This is a genomic window from Micromonospora sp. SH-82, from assembly GCF_051132485.1.
Lineage (GTDB): Bacteria > Actinomycetota > Actinomycetes > Mycobacteriales > Micromonosporaceae > Micromonospora.
Map to the genome: position 1 here is coordinate 1989652 of NZ_CP148049.1, position 18848 is coordinate 2008499.

At 72.3% G+C, this 18848-nt stretch carries 14 protein-coding genes; 7 read left to right on the forward strand and 7 right to left on the reverse strand.

The features are described from left to right. Nucleotides 1-161: 161 nt before the first annotated feature. A complete protein-coding gene (locus tag WHN02_RS09245; protein WP_434742952.1) occupies nucleotides 162-1589 on the reverse strand; it encodes a UDP-glucose dehydrogenase family protein in 1428 nt (475 codons plus the stop codon). A 254-nt stretch (nucleotides 1590-1843) separates the two neighbouring features. Between WHN02_RS09245 and WHN02_RS09250 the strand changes: the two genes are divergently transcribed. Then, nucleotides 1844-3007 carry an acyl-CoA dehydrogenase family protein gene (locus WHN02_RS09250; RefSeq protein ID WP_434742953.1) on the forward strand — a complete coding sequence of 388 codons (1164 nt, stop codon included), beginning with the start codon at nucleotides 1844-1846 and terminating at the stop codon, nucleotides 3005-3007. On the opposite strand, the gene WHN02_RS09255 is transcribed toward WHN02_RS09250, so the two are convergent. Next, on the reverse strand, nucleotides 2997-4283 hold the full coding sequence (locus tag WHN02_RS09255; protein ID WP_434742954.1) for an aKG-HExxH-type peptide beta-hydroxylase: 1287 nt from the start codon (nucleotides 4281-4283) through the stop codon (nucleotides 2997-2999). The genes WHN02_RS09250 and WHN02_RS09255 overlap by 11 nt on opposite strands. Nucleotides 4284-4419: 136 nt before the next feature. On the opposite strand from WHN02_RS09255, the gene WHN02_RS09260 reads away from it, so the two are divergent. From WHN02_RS09260 to WHN02_RS09270, 3 genes are all read left to right on the forward strand, one after another. Continuing rightward, nucleotides 4420-4704, forward strand: a complete 285-nt coding sequence (locus WHN02_RS09260; protein WP_434742955.1) for a hypothetical protein — start codon at nucleotides 4420-4422, stop codon at nucleotides 4702-4704. 86 nt (nucleotides 4705-4790) lie between these two features. Continuing rightward, nucleotides 4791-8546 (forward strand): FxSxx-COOH system tetratricopeptide repeat protein, encoded by a 3756-nt coding sequence (fxsT, locus tag WHN02_RS09265; RefSeq protein WP_434742956.1) that lies wholly within the window; start codon nucleotides 4791-4793, stop codon nucleotides 8544-8546. Continuing rightward, nucleotides 8543-9568, forward strand: coding sequence for a hypothetical protein (locus tag WHN02_RS09270; protein ID WP_434742957.1), 1026 nt, complete (start codon nucleotides 8543-8545; stop codon nucleotides 9566-9568). The genes fxsT and WHN02_RS09270 overlap by 4 nt, the downstream gene beginning before the upstream one ends. A 47-nt stretch (nucleotides 9569-9615) precedes the next feature. On the opposite strand, the gene WHN02_RS09275 is transcribed toward WHN02_RS09270, so the two are convergent. The 4 genes from WHN02_RS09275 to WHN02_RS09290 all read right to left on the reverse strand — a co-directional run bounded on the left by WHN02_RS09275 (nucleotide 9616) and on the right by WHN02_RS09290 (nucleotide 14465). Beyond that, nucleotides 9616-11868, reverse strand: coding sequence for an AAA family ATPase (locus WHN02_RS09275; protein ID WP_434742958.1), 2253 nt, complete (start codon nucleotides 11866-11868; stop codon nucleotides 9616-9618). Continuing rightward, complete coding sequence (locus WHN02_RS09280) at nucleotides 11868-12728, reverse strand: ATP-binding cassette domain-containing protein (protein ID WP_434742959.1); 861 nt, start codon at nucleotides 12726-12728, stop codon at nucleotides 11868-11870. Before WHN02_RS09280 ends, WHN02_RS09275 begins: the two co-directional genes overlap by 1 nt. Nucleotides 12729-12781: 53 nt before the next feature. Then, nucleotides 12782-13621: a hypothetical protein gene (locus WHN02_RS09285; RefSeq protein ID WP_434742960.1), complete on the reverse strand. Its 840-nt coding sequence runs from the start codon at nucleotides 13619-13621 to the stop codon at nucleotides 12782-12784. Nucleotides 13622-13790: 169 nt separating this feature from the next. Then, nucleotides 13791-14465, reverse strand: a complete 675-nt coding sequence (locus WHN02_RS09290; RefSeq protein WP_434742961.1) for a hypothetical protein — start codon at nucleotides 14463-14465, stop codon at nucleotides 13791-13793. A gap of 91 nt (nucleotides 14466-14556) precedes the next feature. Between WHN02_RS09290 and WHN02_RS09295 the strand changes: the two genes are divergently transcribed. After that, the gene (locus WHN02_RS09295) at nucleotides 14557-14703 is read left to right on the forward strand and encodes a hypothetical protein (RefSeq protein WP_434744132.1); all 147 of its coding nucleotides are present in this window, start codon (nucleotides 14557-14559) and stop codon (nucleotides 14701-14703) included. Nucleotides 14704-14771: 68 nt separating this feature from the next. Then, nucleotides 14772-16742 (forward strand): acetoacetate--CoA ligase, encoded by a 1971-nt coding sequence (locus tag WHN02_RS09300; protein ID WP_434742962.1) that lies wholly within the window; start codon nucleotides 14772-14774, stop codon nucleotides 16740-16742. A gap of 41 nt (nucleotides 16743-16783) precedes the next feature. Here the strand turns inward: WHN02_RS09300 and WHN02_RS09305 are convergent, their stop codons facing one another. Continuing rightward, nucleotides 16784-17470: a TIGR03089 family protein gene (locus tag WHN02_RS09305; protein ID WP_434742963.1), complete on the reverse strand. Its 687-nt coding sequence runs from the start codon at nucleotides 17468-17470 to the stop codon at nucleotides 16784-16786. A gap of 196 nt (nucleotides 17471-17666) precedes the next feature. Here WHN02_RS09305 and WHN02_RS09310 point away from each other — a divergent pair, with 196 nt between their 5' ends. Then, on the forward strand, nucleotides 17667-18812 hold the full coding sequence (locus WHN02_RS09310) for a glycosyltransferase family 4 protein (protein ID WP_434742964.1): 1146 nt from the start codon (nucleotides 17667-17669) through the stop codon (nucleotides 18810-18812). Nucleotides 18813-18848 lie beyond the last annotated feature (36 nt).

Consider the following 18848-nt stretch of genomic DNA (forward strand, 5'->3'; position numbering starts at 1 on the left):
CTTCCACTGTCGCAGCATGCCCAAACCTGGCCCGGATTTCGACACCTGTCGCCGCGTCGCGGGGCAGAAAAAGGTCGGCCGCCGTCGTACGCGGCCGACCGGTGCCGGTCGGTCGGTCTCCGGCGGCCCGGCGGGGGCCGGGTCGCCGGAGCGGGACGACCTCAGGGGCGGCCCAGACCCCGGTACTCCCAGCCGGCCTGGGTCCACAGTGTGGCGTCCAGGCAGTTGCGGCCGTCCACCACCCGGCGACCGGCGACCAGCTCACCCAGGACGAACGGGTCGGCGTTACGGAAGTCCGCCCACTCGGTCAGGACGCAGACCAGGTCGGCGTCGGCGACCGCCTCGTTCATGGTGGCCTCGTAGCCCAACTCCGGTACCGCCCGACGGGCGTTGCCGATGCCCTCGGGGTCGAAGACGTGCACGTCGGCACCGGCCTTGTGCAGCAGTGCCGCCACGGCCAGGGCGGGGGCGTCGCGTACGTCGTCGGTGTTGGGTTTGAAGGTGGCGCCGAGGACCGCGATCCGGGTTCCGGACAGGTCCGGCCCGGCCGGACCCGCGCGGCGGCCGAGCAGGTCGGCGGCGAGGTGCAGCACCCGGGTACGGCGGCGCAGGTTGATCAGGTCGACCTCGTGCAGGAACCGCAGCGCCTCCCCGGCCCCCAGCTCCTGCGCCCGGGCCTGGAAGGCGCGGATGTCCTTGGGCAGGCAGGCCCCGCCGAAGCCGAGACCGGCCTGGAGGAAGCGGTTGCCGATCCGGGGGTCGTACCCGATGGCCCGGGCGAGCTGGGTGACGTCCCCTCCGGCGGCCTCGCAGACCTCGGCCATCGCGTTGATGAAAGAGATCTTCGTGGCCAGGAAGGCGTTCGCGGCGACCTTGACCAGCTCCGCGGTGGCGAAGTCGGTGACCACCAGCGGGACCTCCCGGTCCTCGGTGGCGGCCAGGTCGAAGACGCCCTTGTGGGCGGCGTAGAGCATCCCGTTGGCCCACTCGCTCTTGACCCCGACCACGATCCGGTTGGGCCGCAGCACGTCGTCGACGGCGAAGCCCTCCTGGAGGAACTCGGGGCTCCAGGCCACCTCCACCTCGAGGTCGGTCGGGGTGTGCTTGCCGACCAGCTGCTCCACCCACTCGGCGGTGCCGACCGGCACCGTCGACTTCCCGACGATCAACGCCTTGCGGGTGAGGTGCTGGGCCAGGTTGGTCACCGACGCCTCGACGTACGACAGGTCGGCGCCCATCCCGTCGGCCCGCTGCGGGGTCCCGACGCAGATGAAGTGCACGTCACCGAAGTCGGCGATCTCGGAGATGTCGGTGCTGAACCGGAGCCGGCCGGCGGACAGGTTGCGCCGGAGCAGCTCGTCCAGGCCCGGTTCGTGGATCGGTACCTCACCGGCGTTCAACTTGGCGATCTTGTCGGCGTCGACGTCGAAGCCGAGCACCTCGTAGCCGAGCTCGGCGTAACAGATGGCGTACGTCGCACCGAGGTAGCCGGTGCCGAGGAAGGTCACCCGGGGCCGGGCGGCGCCGGAGGGCGGCGTCACCGCCGGGATCGCCGCCATCGGCTGGGTGTTCGGGTACGGGATCGTCACGCCTGTCTTCTCCGCTCACACTGGCGGCGCTCTGTTTGCGTCGCGTCTGGCCGGGCACCATGGCGGGCACCTGGGTTGATTGTGAATGCGTGGTGTGGTGGCCGACTCGGTGACGCCGACGACAGCATCACGCCGAGCCTACGCGTCGGTAACGTTCGCCTGGAGCATGTCGCTATCCTTCATTCTTGCGCGGTCGGCGGTGACCCGACACGGCACCGAATGCGCATGATAGCGGTGAAGGGGAGGTGGCCGACATGGCCGCAGGGGAACCGTTCGACGTCTACTCGTTGCCCGAGGAGCACCAGGCGATTCGGGACGCAGTTCGGGAGGTCTGCACCGCGAAAGTAGCCCCGCACGCGGCCGAGGCCGATGAGACGGGTGAATTTCCCGTAGCGTCGTACGAGGCACTGCGGGCCGCCGACTTCCACGCCCCCCACGTCCCCGTCGAGTACGGCGGAGCGGGCGCGGACGCCCTGGCCACCGCGATCGTCATCGAGGAGGTGGCCCGCGCCTGCGCCTCGTCCTCGCTGATCCCGGCGGTGAACAAGCTCGGCACCATGCCGCTGCTGCTGGCCGGTTCCGAGGAGCTCAAGCGCCGGTACCTGACCCCGGTGGCCGGCGGGGAGGCGATGTTCTCCTACTGCCTGTCCGAGCCGGAGGCGGGCAGCGACGCGGTGTCGATGACCACCCGGGCGGTACGTGACGGAGACCACTGGGTCCTCAACGGGGTGAAGCGGTGGATCACCAACGCCGGCGTCTCCGAGTACTACACCGTCTTCGCCGTCACCGACCCGGATGCCCGGTCCCGGGGGATCTCCGCCTTCGTGGTGGAGAAGTCCGATCCCGGGGTCGGTTTCGGCGCTCCGGAGAAGAAGCTCGGGATCAAGGGTTCGCCGACCCGGGAGGTCTACCTGGACGACGTCCGGATCCCGGCCGACCGCATCATCGGCGCCGAGGGCACCGGCTTCGCCACCGCGATGAAGACCCTCGACCACACCCGGGTCACCATCGCCGCGCAGGCGGTCGGCATCGCGCAGGGCGCGCTCGACTACGCCCGGGGGTACGTCGCCGAGCGCAAGCAGTTCGGCAAGCCGGTGGCCGAGTTCCAGGGCGTGCAGTTCATGCTCGCCGACATGGGGATGAAGCTGGAGGCGGCCCGACAGTTGACGTACGCGGCGGCGGCCCGCTCCGAGCGGGGGGACGCCGACCTGACGTACTTCGGGGCGGCGGCCAAGTGCTTCGCCTCCGACGCCGCGATGGAGATCACCACCGACGCGGTCCAGCTCCTCGGCGGGTACGGCTACACCCGGGACTACCCGGTCGAGCGGATGATGCGGGACGCCAAGATCACCCAGATCTACGAGGGCACCAACCAGGTCCAGCGCATCGTCATGGCCCGCCAGCTGCTCAAGGGCTGACCGACGGAGCGGGGGGCCGACCCCGGCCCTCCCAGTCGCGGAGCACCCGGTCGAGCTGGTCCACCAGGACCCGCCCGTACCGGGTGAGTCCGTCGGCGGTGCCGAGCAGGTCGGCGACCTCCCGGCAGGCCACCCGGAGCCGGGCGGACTCCGCTGCGGCCACCCGTCGGCCAGCCGCCGTCTCGTGGTGCCGCTGACGTCGCCAGAACTCCCCCACCGCCACGTGCGCGTACAGACCCTGGAGCAGGGCCGACAGTGGGCGTACGCCGTCGCGCCACGGTGCCGGGTGCCAGCTCTGCCCGGTCCGGGCGACGAGGGGGAAGAGGTCACCGAGGGCGGCCAGCTTGTTGTGCGCCACCTCGTGCACCAGGGTCGCCGCGACGGTCCGCGCGTCGCCGCGTCCGGCCAGGGCGATGCAGCCCACAGCTGTCGGGAGGGTGCCGCTGGTCAGGGCGGAGGTCGCCGCCGTGGTGCCCGGGATGCCGTCGGCCGCCGCCCGACCCGCCTCGTCGGGGCGTAGGGGTGCCACGACCGACACCATCTCGGCCAGCTCCACGGCCCGCCACCGGTGCCGGGTGGCCAGCAGCCGCCACCCGGGCGCGATCCGGGAGCGCCAGTCCGTCGCCCCGGACGCGTCGAGCGGGACCACGGTGTCCGGGCTGACGAGTGACATCGGGTCGTCCAGATGGAACAGCGCCGCGTTCCCGGCCCGGAGCCGGAAGACCGGATGCCAGGTCGGGGCGGTGTCGGACGGTCGCCGGTCACCGCCGACGACCGCGACGCCGTCCAGCGCCACCCGCCCCCGCGCACCGTCCACCCACAGCTGCGCACGAGCCTGTCGGTCGCCCGCCGGGCGGCGGAGGAGACCCACCCCCGGCAGGGCCGTCGCCACCCTCCCGTCGGGGGATGTCGGGAAGGTGACACGGGCCTGCGTTCCGGCCCGGAGCGCCGTCGCCGCCACCACCGCCCCGAGCATCGCCGGACGCGCCCCCGGGTCGCCGTCGCGCAGTTCCGTGAGGGTCTGCACCGCCCACACCCCGACCGCCGGGTGGGTGAGCACCGACCGGGCCGCCTCCGGATGGTGTCGCCGCAGGTCAGCCAGGAGATGCCAGGCCCGCTCGACCAGTCCGGCGTCCGGGTGTCCACTGTCGCGTCCGAGAGACACCACCTCCCGGACGGCCAACAGGTTGCGGCTGAGCTGACCGGCGCGGAGATGCCGGACGGCCCGGTGTCCACCACCGCCCCGGGCGATGGCCAGGAACGTCCCGGCTGGCATCTCGTGCCGATCGGTCCGCAAACGCGGCCTCCCCAGACCAGGTGGCACTCCACCGTGACGACGGTGAACATCGATGGCCGCTACGATATGTTACGGGCGAGACGCTGACTGTGCCGTTCGGAAATGGTGGCAGCCGATGGATCGAAGGTTGGGCCGGACGAGTTCGGAGGGGATGAGCAGCAACGACGGACCGTTGGTGTCTCACCTTCTCGACGTCGAGGAGCTCGACCCCGCCGAACTCGACGCCATCCCGCGACAGTCGCTCCGCCGGTCGTTACGGCGGCTGATGACCGAGACCGGCACTCCGACCGCCGAGTTCCTGTGGTGGTCCAACCAGAACAACGACTCACCGGGGGGTACGGCGGGTCGACCGCAGGCGCACCGACGCCGGTCGGGAGAGCGAGGGGGAGGGGTGACATGACGGAGGAGGCGGCTCCGGCCGGGGAGGGTCCCCCGTCGACCACAGTGGTGCGTGGGGGTCCTGCGACGGGCCCGGTGGAGACCAGGGTGAGCGCCTTCCTGGCCGCGGCGACGCTCACCGGACGCACCAACATGGTCGGTAACCTGGCGTTGTTGCTGGCCCGGGCGGGTCGACGGGTCCTGGTGGTGGACGTCGGCCGAGGCGCAGTGCGGGTCCACGACCATCTCAGCTCCTTCTACGCCGAACAGTCCGCGATCACCGACCACCTCCCCACCAGCCTGACCGAGCTGCTGTTCGCGTTGCCCGGCTTCGCCCCCGGCAGCACGAGCCTGCGCCGGTACGCGGTCGCCCCCGGCCGGTTGGACGTGGTGGCGGTACCCGACGTGGTGGAGTGGCCCTCGGTGACCCAGGTCGGGTCCGGCCCGGAAGAGGCCCTCCGGGTGGAGCTGCGCCGCCAACTCCGCTTCACCGAGTACGACGACGTCCTCCTCGACGCCCCGGAGTTCACCCCGACAGTGGCGCAGTGGCTCGCGGTGCTCTGCGACACGGTGGTGGTCTGCCTGCCGTACCGCCGACCCGAGCTGGCAGCCGTCGCGGCGGTCGCCCGTGAGGTGCACCGGGCCGCCCCGGCCGGGGTGCGGATCATCGCCGCCACCACCGGCCTCGACGGTCCGCCCGACACCGTCACCGGCTACGCCGACCAGGTGCGGCAGCGGTTCCTCGGTGCGCTCGACGAGCCCACCCTCGACATCGACTTCGCGCAGGTGGAGATCCCCGGTCCACCCGGGTCGTCGCTCGCCGCCCTGCTGGAGGACTCCCCGCACCGGGACCGGGTGCTCGACGCGTACGGGTCGCTGCTCGACCTGGTCACCGTCGGTGAGGTGAGTCGGGCGCTGCCCGAGCCCGACGCGGCCCGGGACCGGTACCGGCGCGGGCTGGGCCGACAGACCGCCGACGAGAGCGGGACGGTGTGCCTGGCGTACCGGGAGGCCCAACGCCCGTGGGCGGACTGGCTGCGCGGCGCCCTGGTCGCACTGGGGTTACGGGTCCGGGGGTGGAGTCGGGGCGGGACCGCCGTCGACGGCCCCTTCGTGGTGCTCGTGGTCGACCCGGAACCGGCCACGCCGCCGGACTCAGGGGTGCTGGCCCCACCTCTGGTGGAGACCGACGACGACTGGCTCAACGCCACGATCCAGCAGGTCCGGGACCGCCCCGACGCCGAGCTGATGGTGGTCCGCACCGTCCCGGTGACGGGGCTGCGGCCGGACGCCGAACGGGTCCTCGACCTCGCCGGGTGCACCGAGGAACCGGCCCTCCGGCGGCTGCGGGGCGCACTGGGGTTGGCGACCCTCGACCCGGCACCGGCCCACCGGGCCTGGCGGGTCGGCTACCCCGGCGGGAGCTGTCGGGACGAACCGGTGCCCGGGCTCCCCACGCCGCCGCGCGACTTCGTCGGCCGGGACCGGGAACTCGGCGGGCTCCGGGATCTGCTCCTGGCCGGGGTCGGCACCGAGCCGGTGGTGGTGCGGGGGCCCGCCGCAGCGGGCAAGACCAGCCTGGTCCGGACGTACGTGGACCGGTTCCGCGCCGACTACGACCTGGTCGCCTGGCTGCCGGCCGGCAACCGGCACGACCTGTGGCGGGCGCTCACGGCGTTGGCCGAGCGGGTGGGCTTCGGCCCCCGGGGCAACTCCGTGCAGGAGCTGCTCAAGGAGCTGGCCGGCTCCGGAGACCAGTGGCTGCTGGTGTACGACGGGGTCGTGGACCCGGCCGACCTGACCGGCCTGGTGCCGGGCGGCTCCGGCCACGTCGTGGTGACCCGGGGTGGGGACAGCCCACCCGGGTCCGGCCCCGAGGTGGCCGTCGGCGAGCTGACCTCAACCGATGCGGTACGACTGCTCACCCGCCAGGTCACCGGCCTGTCCACCACCGGGGCGGCGACGGTGGTGGAGGCGGTGGGCGGCTTCCCCCTCGACCTGTGGCTGTCCTGCGGGCTGCTGGACCAGGCCGGCATCCTGCTCGACAAGCGGGACCGGGTGCCCGGCCAGCGGGCCGTGGACGCGGCGGTGCAGGCGTTCGTGGCGGCGGTGGCGCCGTCGACCCGGGCGGAACCGGCCACCGGACGGATCGTCAGGGTGGCGTTGCGGCTGATGGGCGAGGAGCTCAGCGGCCGGATCGCCGTGGTGCTGGCGCAGATGTTCGCCTTCGCCGCGCCGGACGGCCTCTCCCTCACCCTGGCCCAGTCCCGCCGGGTACGCGCCCAGGTCGCTGCCGGTCTCGACGAGGAGGACGCGGCGCTGCTGCGCGCCGACGGGTGGGAGGTCGACAGAGCGCTGACAGTCGGTCTGCGCTACCGGATCTTCGACGTGACCTGGGGCAGCGACGGCCTGGTACGCATGCACCCGGCAGTGCAGGCGATCGTCCGGGACGAGATGGAACCGGCGCAGCGTACTGCCGGTCGGGACCGGTTCCTGCTCGGGCTGGCCGGTGCGGCACCCCGGACCACCGCCGCCGGTTCGGTGCTCCGGCACGAACTGCACCGACACCTGCTCAGCTCCGGTGCGCTGGCGGTCGACGACCCGGACGAGGTCCGCCGGTTCCTCGTCGAACAGCTCGAACACCTCATCGCCAGGGGTGAGGGGGAGGTGGCGGAGGCGCTGCGGCTGTGGCGTCCGGTCCTGGACCGCTGGTTGACCCGGCACGACTGGGCCGACCAGATCACCCTGCGGCTCGCCACCCGGCTGGCGGACGTGACCCGGATGCTCGGCCGCAACGACGAGGCCCTGGCCCTGAGTCGGGTGGTGGTGGAGCGCGGGGCGGCGCTGCTCGGCCCCGACCATCCCCGGGTCCTCGTCGCCCGCCGTGGCCTCGCCGGTGACCTGCGCGGGCTCGGCCGGTTCCGCCCCGCCCTGATCGAGGACCAGGCCACCTGGCGGGGGTTCCGGGACCAGTTCGGCAACTCCCACCCGGAGACGTTGATCGCCGCGTACAACCTCGCGAACTCGTACCATCTCGCGGGTCGGACCGACGAGGCGGCCCGGGTGGCGCGGCAGACCCTGAGCCGTCGGCTGCGGTTGTTCCCCGAGGACCATCCCGACACCCTGCGGCTCAGCGGTGACCTGGGGCGTTACCTGACCGACCTGGGGGAGACCGCCGAGGCGTACCGGCTGCTGACCGACGTCTACCAGCGTCGGGTGTCCTGCCACGGCGAGGAGGACATGCTGCTGCTGCGGACCGTCCGGCACCTGGCCGTCACCGAGCGACGTCGTGGCTACCTCGACAAGGCGAAGGCCCTCAACAGCCGGGCCCATCTGGTGCTGCGCCGGTTGTTGGGCGAGGACAGCCCCAAGGCGCAGTCCTGTCGACTCAGTCTGGCCGTCGACTACCACCTCGCGGGGGAGACCGACAAGGCGGTCCGGCTGGCCGAGGACAGCCTGGCCCGGTACGAACGCGACCTCGTCGACGACCACCCCTTCGTCCACCTGTGTCGCAGCGTACGGGCCGTGCTGATCCGCCACGTCGAGGTGACCGAGGCGGCGAAGGAGGGGCGGGTGGCGGCCGACGGGCTGGCCTCCCGGCTCGGCGAGTCCCATCCGTGGACCCTCGCGGCCAGGATCAACCAGGCCGGCAACCTCGCCGTGCTGGGACGCCTCGGAACGGCGGAGAAGCTGCTCGGCGAGGTGCTCGACGAGGGGCGAAACCTCCTCGGCCCCGACCACCCCCACCTGCTGGCGGCCCGACGGCTGCGGGTGGTGATGCTGACCGATGGCGAGACCAGCGACGGTTTCCGGCTTCGACCGATGCTGCTCGACTTCGTCGACCTGGAGGTGCCGGAGACATGAGCACGGATGCCCCCACCGGTGACGCGGGTACGCCGCAGTCCGCCGGTCGCCCCGTCGAGATCGTGCTCGGCAGTCACCTGGACGGACGGCGTCCGGGGGCCGTCGACGCCTGCGACGACCTGATGCGGGAGGTGCCCGCCGTCGTGCACCTCGCCCGGTACAGCACCGGGGTGTGCGACTTCGCGCTGGAGGCCGCACCTACCGCCGTCGACTCCACGGCCCTGTCGGCCGAGGAACGACAGCTCGTCGACCGGGACGTGGTGCACGTGATGACCTACCTGGACGCCCAGCTGCGCCCGGCCCGCAGCGGGAACCTGCTGCGGATCGTGCTGCACACCGTCCGGGGTGCCCTGTTCGTCCTCCAGGTCCGTCGGGAGCAGTACCTGGTGGCGATGGTCCACGCCGAGGGCGTACCGGCGGCCGGGGCAGAGCCCGCACCGTCGGGCGTCCAGGCCGCCGACGTCGCCCTGTCCCGCCTGGCCAACCGGCTGCGCAACGCCACCAGCCAGCCCGCACTCGACTACGGCGGATGGCTGCGCTTCGGTGTCCTCCCGGACGCCGTCGAGCCCGGGCAGACGCGGACGACGAGCACCCCCCGGACCCGGATGTGGGCCGTCGACTCGTCCTACGCCGACCTCGCGACGATCTGCCGCGACCATCTCGACCCGCAGTCCCTGCACTACGCGGCGGTCTGCCGACCGGGACAGGTCGAGGCCACCGCCGACCTGCTCGACGACGACCGGTTGGAGCCCTTCGCGGACACCATCGGGCCAGGCCGACGCCGGGCCTTCTACGGCCTGGTCGGCCAGCAGATCGACGTGCTGCTGCGGATGGTCGTCCGGGCCGCCCACCCGGCCCTCGGCTCCCGGGTACGGCGGCTGGTCCTCGACGTCGAGGAGGGGGCGCTCTACTGCTATCCGGTGGGCCTCGACCGGTACCTGTTCGCCGTCACGCTCGCCCAGGAGGGGATCGCCTCGTCGGACGAACGGGTGGCGCTGCTGAGCAGGGAGTTGAGCAGCTGACCGACGGCCCGGCCCAGTCGACGAAGAACCCGGTCGGGGCGGTTCGGTCAGCGGGCCCCGGCGGCGAGGGCGGAGCGCAGTTCGTCACGGACCCGTGAGCTGAGGTCACCGAGGGCACCGTCGGCCTCCGGCCGCTCCGGGCCGCCGGTCAGGTCCGTCAACGTCCGCAACTGGTACGCGGGGAGGTACTCGTGGACGACGTCGAAGATCTGGCAGATCTCCTCCAGCCGCTCCCACTGCTCGACGGTCGGCCCACCCGTACGCCGGACCTCGTCGTACCAGCCGGACACGGCCCGCCCGAACGCCTCGACCAGCTCGGTCAGCAGGGCGGCCACCCCGGCGGCCGAGTGGACCTGGGAGTTACGGATCCGGACCCGTACCGCCTGGCGGGCGGTCCGACCCGCCTCGTCGTCGTCGAACATCCGCCCCAGCAGCGCACCGACCGGCGCGTGCAGGTCGGCTGCGGTGAGGGCCCGGTCGAGGAGGGTGAGCACCGGGGCGGGCAGGCCGGTGAAGGGCGGGCCGGTGCCCGACCCGGGGGTGCCCGCCGTCGACGGGCGCAGGCCGTGCAGTTCCCGGTGCAGGGCGGTGAACTGCTGGGCGTTGTGGACCCGCAGCTCGTGCAGGGCGTTGGTGAGCAGACCCACCATGTGCTGGGTGGCCGACTGGCGGCGATCCAGCCGGGCCAGGTGCGGAGCCACCGGCACCAGCGGTCCCTGCTGGGGGTAACGCTCCTCCAGCCGCCCGACCATCGCCTTCAACTCGGCGGTGAGCTGGTCGGCGAAGGACCGCTGCCGGTACACCAGCGGTTCCCGTCCGACGGCCTCCCGCACCCGGGCGCGAAACTGCTCCGGCACCGGTTCCACCACCACCAGGAGGAGTTCACAGTCCCGATGGGCGTGGGCGGTCTGCGCCCTGGTCACGACGGCCGCCGCGTCCCCCTCGTCCAACAGCGGTCCGACCAGGAGGATGCCGCACCCGGCGTCGTCCCGTCCGGCCGGGATCCAGTAGTCGATCCGGCTGTCGGGACTCTCGGTGAGGGGATAGTCCGGGACGTACGAGTCGAGGCCGGAACCGACGAGCACCTGACGGATCTCGGCGGGCAGGTTGTTGCCCCGCAGCCCGCCGTAGAGGTCCCGGGCCGCCTCCCGGACCATCGTCGCCGTCACCTCGGTGCCCTGGTCCCGGGACCGCCCCCAGAGCCGGTGGCAGAGCGAGATCACCCGCCGGGGTACGCCGTGGGCCAGCTCCACCACCTGGGTGATCGCGTCCTCGGTGAACGGGGCCAACCGGTTGTCCTGCCGACGCAGGACGTACGCCCGGGCCTCGGCGACTGTCAGCGGGGTCATGACGACCTGCTCGCCGGTCCGGGCCCGGACGTCCCGGGGCAGCGTCTCCAGCAGGTCGGGCAGCCCGGCGATGATCAGGAACGTGTTGGAGGCGGCGAAGACCCGGAGCAACTCCTTGAACGCGTCGAGGGCCTCGTCCCGCTCCCTGCCCGCCGCCGTCAGCAGTTGGTCCAGCTCGTCGACGACCAGGACGAAGGGCCTCGGACCGTACCCGATCAGCAGGGCGAAGACGCCCATCGCCTGGAGGGCGCTGGTCTCCGTCGCGGTCAGGGTGCTGGTGATGCCCCGTTCCCGGAGCACCTCCGCCGGGGGGCGACCGGCGATCCAGTCCCAGACCGGGTTCTCGAAACCACCACGCAGCAGCAGCGTCAGCGCCCGAGCGAACTCGCTGTTGTCGGTCACCTCCCGCAGCCGGTCCCGGAGCTGACCGAGGAGGCGGTTCTCCATCATGTTGAAGGTGTCCACCACCGCCACCGGGTCCAGCGTGCCGTCGAGCAACGACTCCGCCAGCGGCGCCGTCACCCGGGACCGGCTCACCTCCACGGCGAGGATGTCGGCGTACAGGCGGCGGACCTGGCGGTCGACCACGTCCCGACGGTCGGCGAGTTTGTCGGCGAGGGCCCGGTACAGGGAGACGAAGGTGTCCGGCGGGGCGTTGAGGTGCAGCCACTGGAGGTCGCCGCCGAGGTGGTCGGTGGCGTGGCGGATCAGGTGGGAGGCGAGATGGGTCTTGCCCGTGCCGTGTTCGCCGACCACCGCGAGGACCCGACCCGCCGGGGTACGGGGCGCGGTCCGCAGGGCGGCCAGGTAGTCGTCCATCACGGCGGTGGCCTGCTGGATCGCCACAGTGGGTATGGTCACGACGCTCGACCCGGCATCCGCGATCTGCGCGACGGCGCTCGACGGGTAGGGATTGACCGCGCCGGTCGGGTCCGGTGCGTGCGCGTCCATCACGGTTGCTCCCTGAGGCGGCGGGACACACTGATGAAGTGTCGGGCAAGGTGGTTCCAGGTCACCTCATCCGGTCGGTTATCTTGCACCCGGAGTGTCTCGTACACCCCGAAGAGTAACTGTTGGATCTCGCCGATCGTCGTCTTTCGATTGTCCTGGAGGAACTCGTCGAGCGCTGTCGCGGCCAGGGGCGGAAGGGTACCGGTCGGCAGCCGGCGTAGCCGGTCGGTGGCGAAGAGGGTGGCGTGTTCGTGCTCGAAGGCGTCGACCTGTAGACGGATCGTCCGCCCGGGTGCGTGCTGGGTGCCCACCTCGGGGGTGGTCTCGGCGAAGAACACCATCCGCTTCGGGGCCCGGACCGCGTAGTACCGCAGCTCCTCCGCCAGTTCCGCGCGGGGCAGGAGCACGATCAACCACTGGCTCGCCGCCAGGCAGGTGGGCAGGTTCCGGTAGGTGCTGTCGGCGTCGTCCCGGGTCTCGTAGACGAGGTCGCTCTTGAGCAGTGTCAACGCGTGGAGGTTGTCCACCAGGGCGCGGCTGACGGTGCTACGGCGTACCGGGATGGTGTCGGTGTCCTGTGCCTCCCGGGTCAGGTCGACCACCTCGACGTCCTGCCGGTCGGCCTCGATCCGACCGCGTAACCAGTGCGCGCAGCGGTTGATCAGCGTGGTCTTGCCGCACCCCTTCTCCCCGCTGACCAGCACCAGTCGTCCCTCGTGGAGCAGGTCCGCGACGTCCTGGAACCGCTTCTGGAAGTCCTGGAACGACTCCTCGGTGTGGTCCACGGCGACGTAGTAGTCGAGGTGCTCCTCGTGCCGCAGCGGGTTGAGCGGATCGGTCTCGACGAACAGCCGGGGCACCGCGAACGGATTCGGTGGGGTCCCCGCGGGACCCTGGGGCGGTCCGTCGCCGGTCATCGCAGGCCCGCCGGAGTCCGGCCGGGCAGGACTCCGGGACTCTCCACCGCCTGGGCCACCTGCCCCACCTCCGCCTCCAACCGGTTCAACTCCGTGCGTCGGTGCTGTGCCCACGCCGACCGCAGGTCGGCCCCCGCGCTGCCGCGCGGAGGGTCGTACAGCTGACCGTCGGGTCGTTCGTCGAGGGCGGTGGCGAGCCGGCGGGGCAGCCCCCAGCTCCGGCGGGCGTCGGCCACCGCCCGAAGACGGCTCGCCAGTTCCTGCCGCCCCCGGCGGATCTCCTCCGGGTTCGGCAGCAGACCGGGTAACGCCTCCTCCACGTGGCGCAGCAGCGGCTCCACGGCGAGTCGGTACTGCCGGGCCGCCGCCCGCAACGCGTCCGCCTCGGCCCGCCGGACCCCGACGGTGGCCAGCCGGTGGCTGAACCAGGCGGCCAGCGCCGCACTCGCCGCCGCGAGCACCAGCGAAGGCGTCAGGGTGGCCCACGGGGACGGCCCCCCGCCACCCCCGCCGCCCCGCCCCGCCGCCGAGATCAGGGCCAGACAGGTCCTGTCGAAGTCGGCCGGGCGGTCCTGCCGCCACTGGTCGGGGTCGCCCTGCCGGTCGCGCCAACGCAGCTGGCCGTCGGTGGGGGCGGCGGAGGCCAGACCGAGCGCCGAGGCGGCGTCGACGAGGTCGGCCCGACGTTCTGCGGCCAGGCAGTAGACCCGGGCTCCGTCGTCGGTGCCGGGCGGCCGGGTGACGGCCTGGTAGGACCAGGCGACGACGGGTACGACGGCCACGGCGACCGCCACCGCCGCGAGAACCCGGCGCAGGTTGACGGATGGCGTCCGCATAGCTGCTGACTGTAGTGAAACGTGGCAATGCGTGGATACCGCCGGCCGGTTGGAAACCCGACTCACCCGGACGCGCCGCCCACCCGGACGGTCGGCGGGAGGCTCGGCGGGCCGACGGTGGGCGGGGTGCGTTCCCGGCCCACCCACCGGCGGTTCCGCCCGACCGGGGCTACCTGTCGTCGTAGGTGTCGTCGCTCCGTCGGCCCCCGCGAGGCGGGTCGGACCACGGCGACGCACCGGCGGTACGGCGGGGCAGCGGCTCGGTCGGGGTGTCGTCGGGGTATCCCAGGGTGAGGGGGGCGGTGTCCCGGTCCGTCGTCGGCGCGGGCGGCCACTCGGTGTAGGTGGGCTCCTCGTGCACCGGCTGCGGATGCTGCGGCTGCGGTGCCGCTGCCGGCGGGACCACCGCGGCACCCGTACGGGGCCACCGCCGCCACCGCTGACGACTGAACGTGGCCATCACCAGCATCACGCCGATCAGGAAGAGCGTGCCGTTGTCGACGGGCAGCTCCAGTGGCAGTGGATCACCGAAGACCGACCACCCCTGCGGGATCAGGTCCCGGACCTGGAAGGGGGCGACGAACGTCCCGACGTACGGAGTGGCGAGCAGCAATCCGGCGACGAGCGGGCCGAGCGGGGAGAACCGCAGCGTACCCAGCAGACCGAGCAGGATCGCGCCGACGCCGAGGTACACGGCGGGCTCGATCAGGTTGGCGGTGTTGAAGGCCCCGACCTCGACCCAGCGGCCGACTGTGCGGCTCGACCCGTCCTGTCCGAGTGTGACAAGGACCCAGGTGACCGGTGCCACCGCCAGCCCGGCGAGGAAGCTCCACAGATGTCGCATTGGCGCACCGTACCGTTTCCGGCATGACCGAGCACTCCTTCGCCGGCCGGGTGAACCCGGGTCGTGCTCCCGGGTCACCCTGAGTCGCATCATGACTGCGGTCGATGTCGACTGCTACGGAACAGTGCGCGGCGGCGTACTGGTGAAGTTCGTCGACGGCGTCGCCGGATCCGGGGTCTATGGCGGGAGGGGGAGCCTTCTCTACCGTATGCGTGAAGAGGGGGCCCTTCCTTTCTGAGGATCATAGGGCAAGATGGCATCACGGGATGTGCGACAGGTTGGTACCGGCCCGAAGGGGGATGAGCGGTGGGTGACGTGCTGTGGACGCCTCCGGCGGACGTACGGGATCGGTCCCGGATCGGTCGGTACCTACGCTGGCTGCGCGACGAACGAGGGCTGGAGTTCGTCGGGTACGACGACCTGTGGCAGTGGTCGGTGACCGATCCGGACGCCTTCTGGCAGTCGATCTGGGAGCACTTCGAGGTCGTCGCCGCCACCGCGCCCACCTCGGCCCTGGCCGAGGCGGAGATGCCCGGTGCCCGGTGGTTCCCGGGGGCCCGGCTCAACTACGCCGAGAACGTCCTGCGGATGCCGGGGCTCGCCGACGACGACCCGGTGGTGATCGCCCACGGGCAGACCCGGGCACCCGAGACCCTCACCGCAGCCGAACTGCGTGACCGGGTCCGCCGGGTGGCGGCGGGGCTGCGGCGGCTCGGTGTCGGACCCGGCGACCGGGTGGCCGCGTACGCCCCCAACATCCCCGAGACGTACGTCCTGCTGTTGTCGACCGCCGCCGTCGGCGCGATCTTCTCCTCCTGCGCCCCCGAGTTCGGCACCCGCAGCGTCACCGACAGGTGGCAGCAGATCGAGCCGAAGGTGCTCGTCGCCGTGGACGGCTACCGGTACGGCGAGAAGCCGATCGACAGGCGCGGTGAGGTGGCCGCGATCCGGGCCGCCCTGCCGTCGCTGACGCACGCGGTGACGATCGGGTACCTCGACCCGGCGGGGGAGCCCCCGGAGGGGATGCTGTCCTGGGCGGAGTTGGCGGCGGAGACCGACGAGCCGTCGACCTTCGCCCCGGTCCCCTTCGACCACCCGCTCTACGTTCTGTACTCCTCGGGCACCACCGGGCTGCCGAAACCGATCGTGCACGGGCACGGGGGCATCCTGCTGGAGCACCTGAAGATGCTCGCCCTGCACCACGACCTGGGCCCTGGCGACCGGTTCCTGTGGTTCACCACCACCGGTTGGATGATGTGGAACTTCCTGGTCTCCGGCCCGGCCGTGGGGTCGGCGATCGTTCTGTTCGACGGCAACCCCGGTCACCCGGACCTGGGGGCGCTCTGGCGGCTGGCCGAGGAGACCGGGACCACCTACTTCGGCACCTCGGCACCGTTCCTGCTGGCCTGTCGCAAGGCCGGTCTGGTCCCGAAGGAGATCGCCGACCTGTCCGCGCTGCGCGGCCTGGGTTCGACCGGCGCCCCGCTGCCCGCAGAGGGCTTCACCTGGGTGTACGCCGCCGTCAACGACCGTCTCCAGCTCCAGTCCCTCTCCGGGGGTACGGATGTCTGCACCGGTTTCGTCGGTGGGGTGCCGCTGCTGCCGGTGTACGCCGGGGAGATCGCCTGTCGGGCGCTCGGGGCGAAGGTGGAGGCCCGGGGCCCCGACGGCGTACCGGTCGTCGGTGAGCTGGGTGAACTCGTCATCACCGCACCGATGCCGAGCATGCCGGTCGGGTTCTGGAACGACCACGACGGCACCCGCTACCGGGAGGCGTACTTCGACGTCTATCCGGGTGTGTGGCGGCACGGCGACTGGATCACCATCAACGAGCGGGGCGGCTGCGTGATCACCGGCCGTTCCGACGCCACCCTGAACCGGGGCGGGGTACGCCTCGGCACCGCCGAGTTCTACTCGGTGGTGGAGGGGCTCGACCAGGTCGTCGACTCGGTCGTGGTCCACCTGGAGGACGACGAGGGCGGCGCGGGGGAGCTGTTGTTGTTCGTGGTGCTCGCCCCGGGGTTGGAGCTCGACGACGCGCTGCGCCGCACCATCGCCAGGGAACTGCGGACCTCGCTCTCGCCCCGGCACCTGCCCGACGAGATCCACCAGGTCCGCGCGGTGCCCCGGACCCTCTCCGGGAAGAAGCTGGAGGTCCCGGTCAAGAAGATCCTCACCGGCACCCCGGTCGACGCCGCCGCAGCGCAGGGCGCCCTCGCCAACCCCGAGTCCCTGACCGCCTTCGCCACCCTCGCCGCCGGCCGCCCCACCGCGTGACGGGTGCGGCCCCACCCCGCTGACGGGTGCGGCACCACCCGTCAGGCGAGGGTGTGGGTGACCTGTTCGGTGTGGGTGCGGGCGGGGAGCTTCTGCGGGTCCAGGTGGGCGCAGAGGACGGTGGAGGCCCCGGCCACCAGGGGGGCCAGGAGCCAGTCGACCGGGTCCGGGTGACGGGCGGTGTCGATCAGGACCCGCCCGCCCGAGGGGATGCCCAGCTGCGCGACGCGGGCCGTGGCGCGGGTCAGGAGTGCGACGTCCTGCGGCCCGGCCGGGGCCCCGCCGAAGTGGTCCCCGTGGACCCGTACCGCGTTCACGTAGTCGGCGAAGCCGTTCGGCACCACCCGCAACGGCAGGCCGAGGGGGTGCAGGGCGAGGGCGTACCGCTCGCCGGCCGGCCAGGCGTCGGCCTCGGTGATCCGGTCGGCGGCGGCGAAGAGCACCTCGACCGGACCCGGCGTGTCGGCCACCGTCGTCCCGGCCGACCAGCAGCCCAGCAGCACCGCCGCGGTCTGCCAGTGCGGGGGACACAGCACCCCCACCGGATCACCGTGGGTGACGGCGGCCTCGTCGACGAGGAGGTTGGCGGTCTTGGCCACCCAGTTGGCAGCTGTCGCACCGGAGATCTCGGTCCGCTCGCCGGTGGCGTCGTCGTACCAGGTCAGCAGGGGTCGGGCAGGGTCGGGTGCGATCGCGTCGGCGAAGACCCGGGCAATGTTGTCGGCCATCGTCGCGAACGATACGCCGCCGGTCCACGTAAGAACCGACAACGACAAGTCGGCGTACGGTCGGGTCGCAGTCAGCAGTGGTGCCGGGCAGCGGCGTAGGCTTGCTCGAAAGTGGCGTTCCCCACAGCGCCGCTATACGAGTTCCGACAGTGCCGAAGTGCCAGCCCGACAGTAACGAAGTGCAAGGAGTCGCCCCGTGACCGCCGGTCGCCCGCCCCGCGTGCTCATCGACGCCACAAGTGTCCCCGCCGACCGTGGGGGCGTCGGTCGATACGTCGACGGCCTGCTCGGTGCCCTGGGAAAGGTCTGTGGTTCCGGGGTGGACCTGGCGGTGGTGAGCCTCCGTACCGATCTGGAGCGTTACAGCCGGATGCTGCCGGGGGCGGAGATCATCGCGGCTCCGGCGGCGGTCGCCCACCGGCCCGCCCGACTGGCCTGGGAGCAGACCGGCCTGCCACTGCTCGCGCAGCAGGTGGGTGCCCAGGTGCTGCACTCGCCGTTCTACACCTGTCCACTGCGGGCCGGTTGTCCGGTCACGGTCACCGTGCACGATGCGACCTTCTTCACCGAGCCGGAGCATTACGACAAGTCACGCCGTACCTTCTTCCGTAGCGCGATCAAGACCTCCCTGCGCCGGGCCGACCGGGTGATCGTGCCGAGCAAGGCCACCCGGGACGAGCTGATCCGGCTCCTGGACGCCGACCCGACCCGGATCGACGTCGCCTACCACGGTGTGGACCACTCCGCCTTCCACGCCCCCGGCGAGGAGGAGAAGGCCCGGGTCCGGGCCCGGCTCGGGCTGGGCGGGAGCGACTACGTCGCCTTCCTCGGGGCGAAGGAGCCGCGCAAGAACGTCCCCAACCTGATCCGGGGCTGGGCTCGGGCGGTGACCGACCGGGCCGACCCGCCGGCCCTCGTCGTCGCCGGGGGACAGGGGCACGACGACGAGATCGACCGCGCCGTCGCCGAGGTCCCCTCGCACCTGCGCCTGCTGCGCCCCGGTTACCTGCGCTACGCCGACCTGCCCGGGTTCCTCGGCGGGGCGCTCGTCGCGGCGTACCCGTCCTACGGGGAGGGTTTCGGGCTGCCGATCCTGGAGGCGATGGCCTGCGCCGCCCCGGTCCTCACCACCCCCCGGCTCTCCCTTCCCGAGGTGGGGGGCGACGCCGTGGCGTACACCAGTGAGGACCCGGACCAGATCGCCACCGACCTGGCCGCCCTGCTCGACGACGAGCAGCGGCGACTCACCCTGGCCAAGGCGGGTTTCGACAGGGCGAAGGAGTTCACCTGGGCGTCCAGCGCCGAGGTGCACATCGCGGCGTGGAGTCGGGCCCGTTCCTGAGAGTTCGATTCCGGTCGGCGTGAGGAAGCGTCCGCC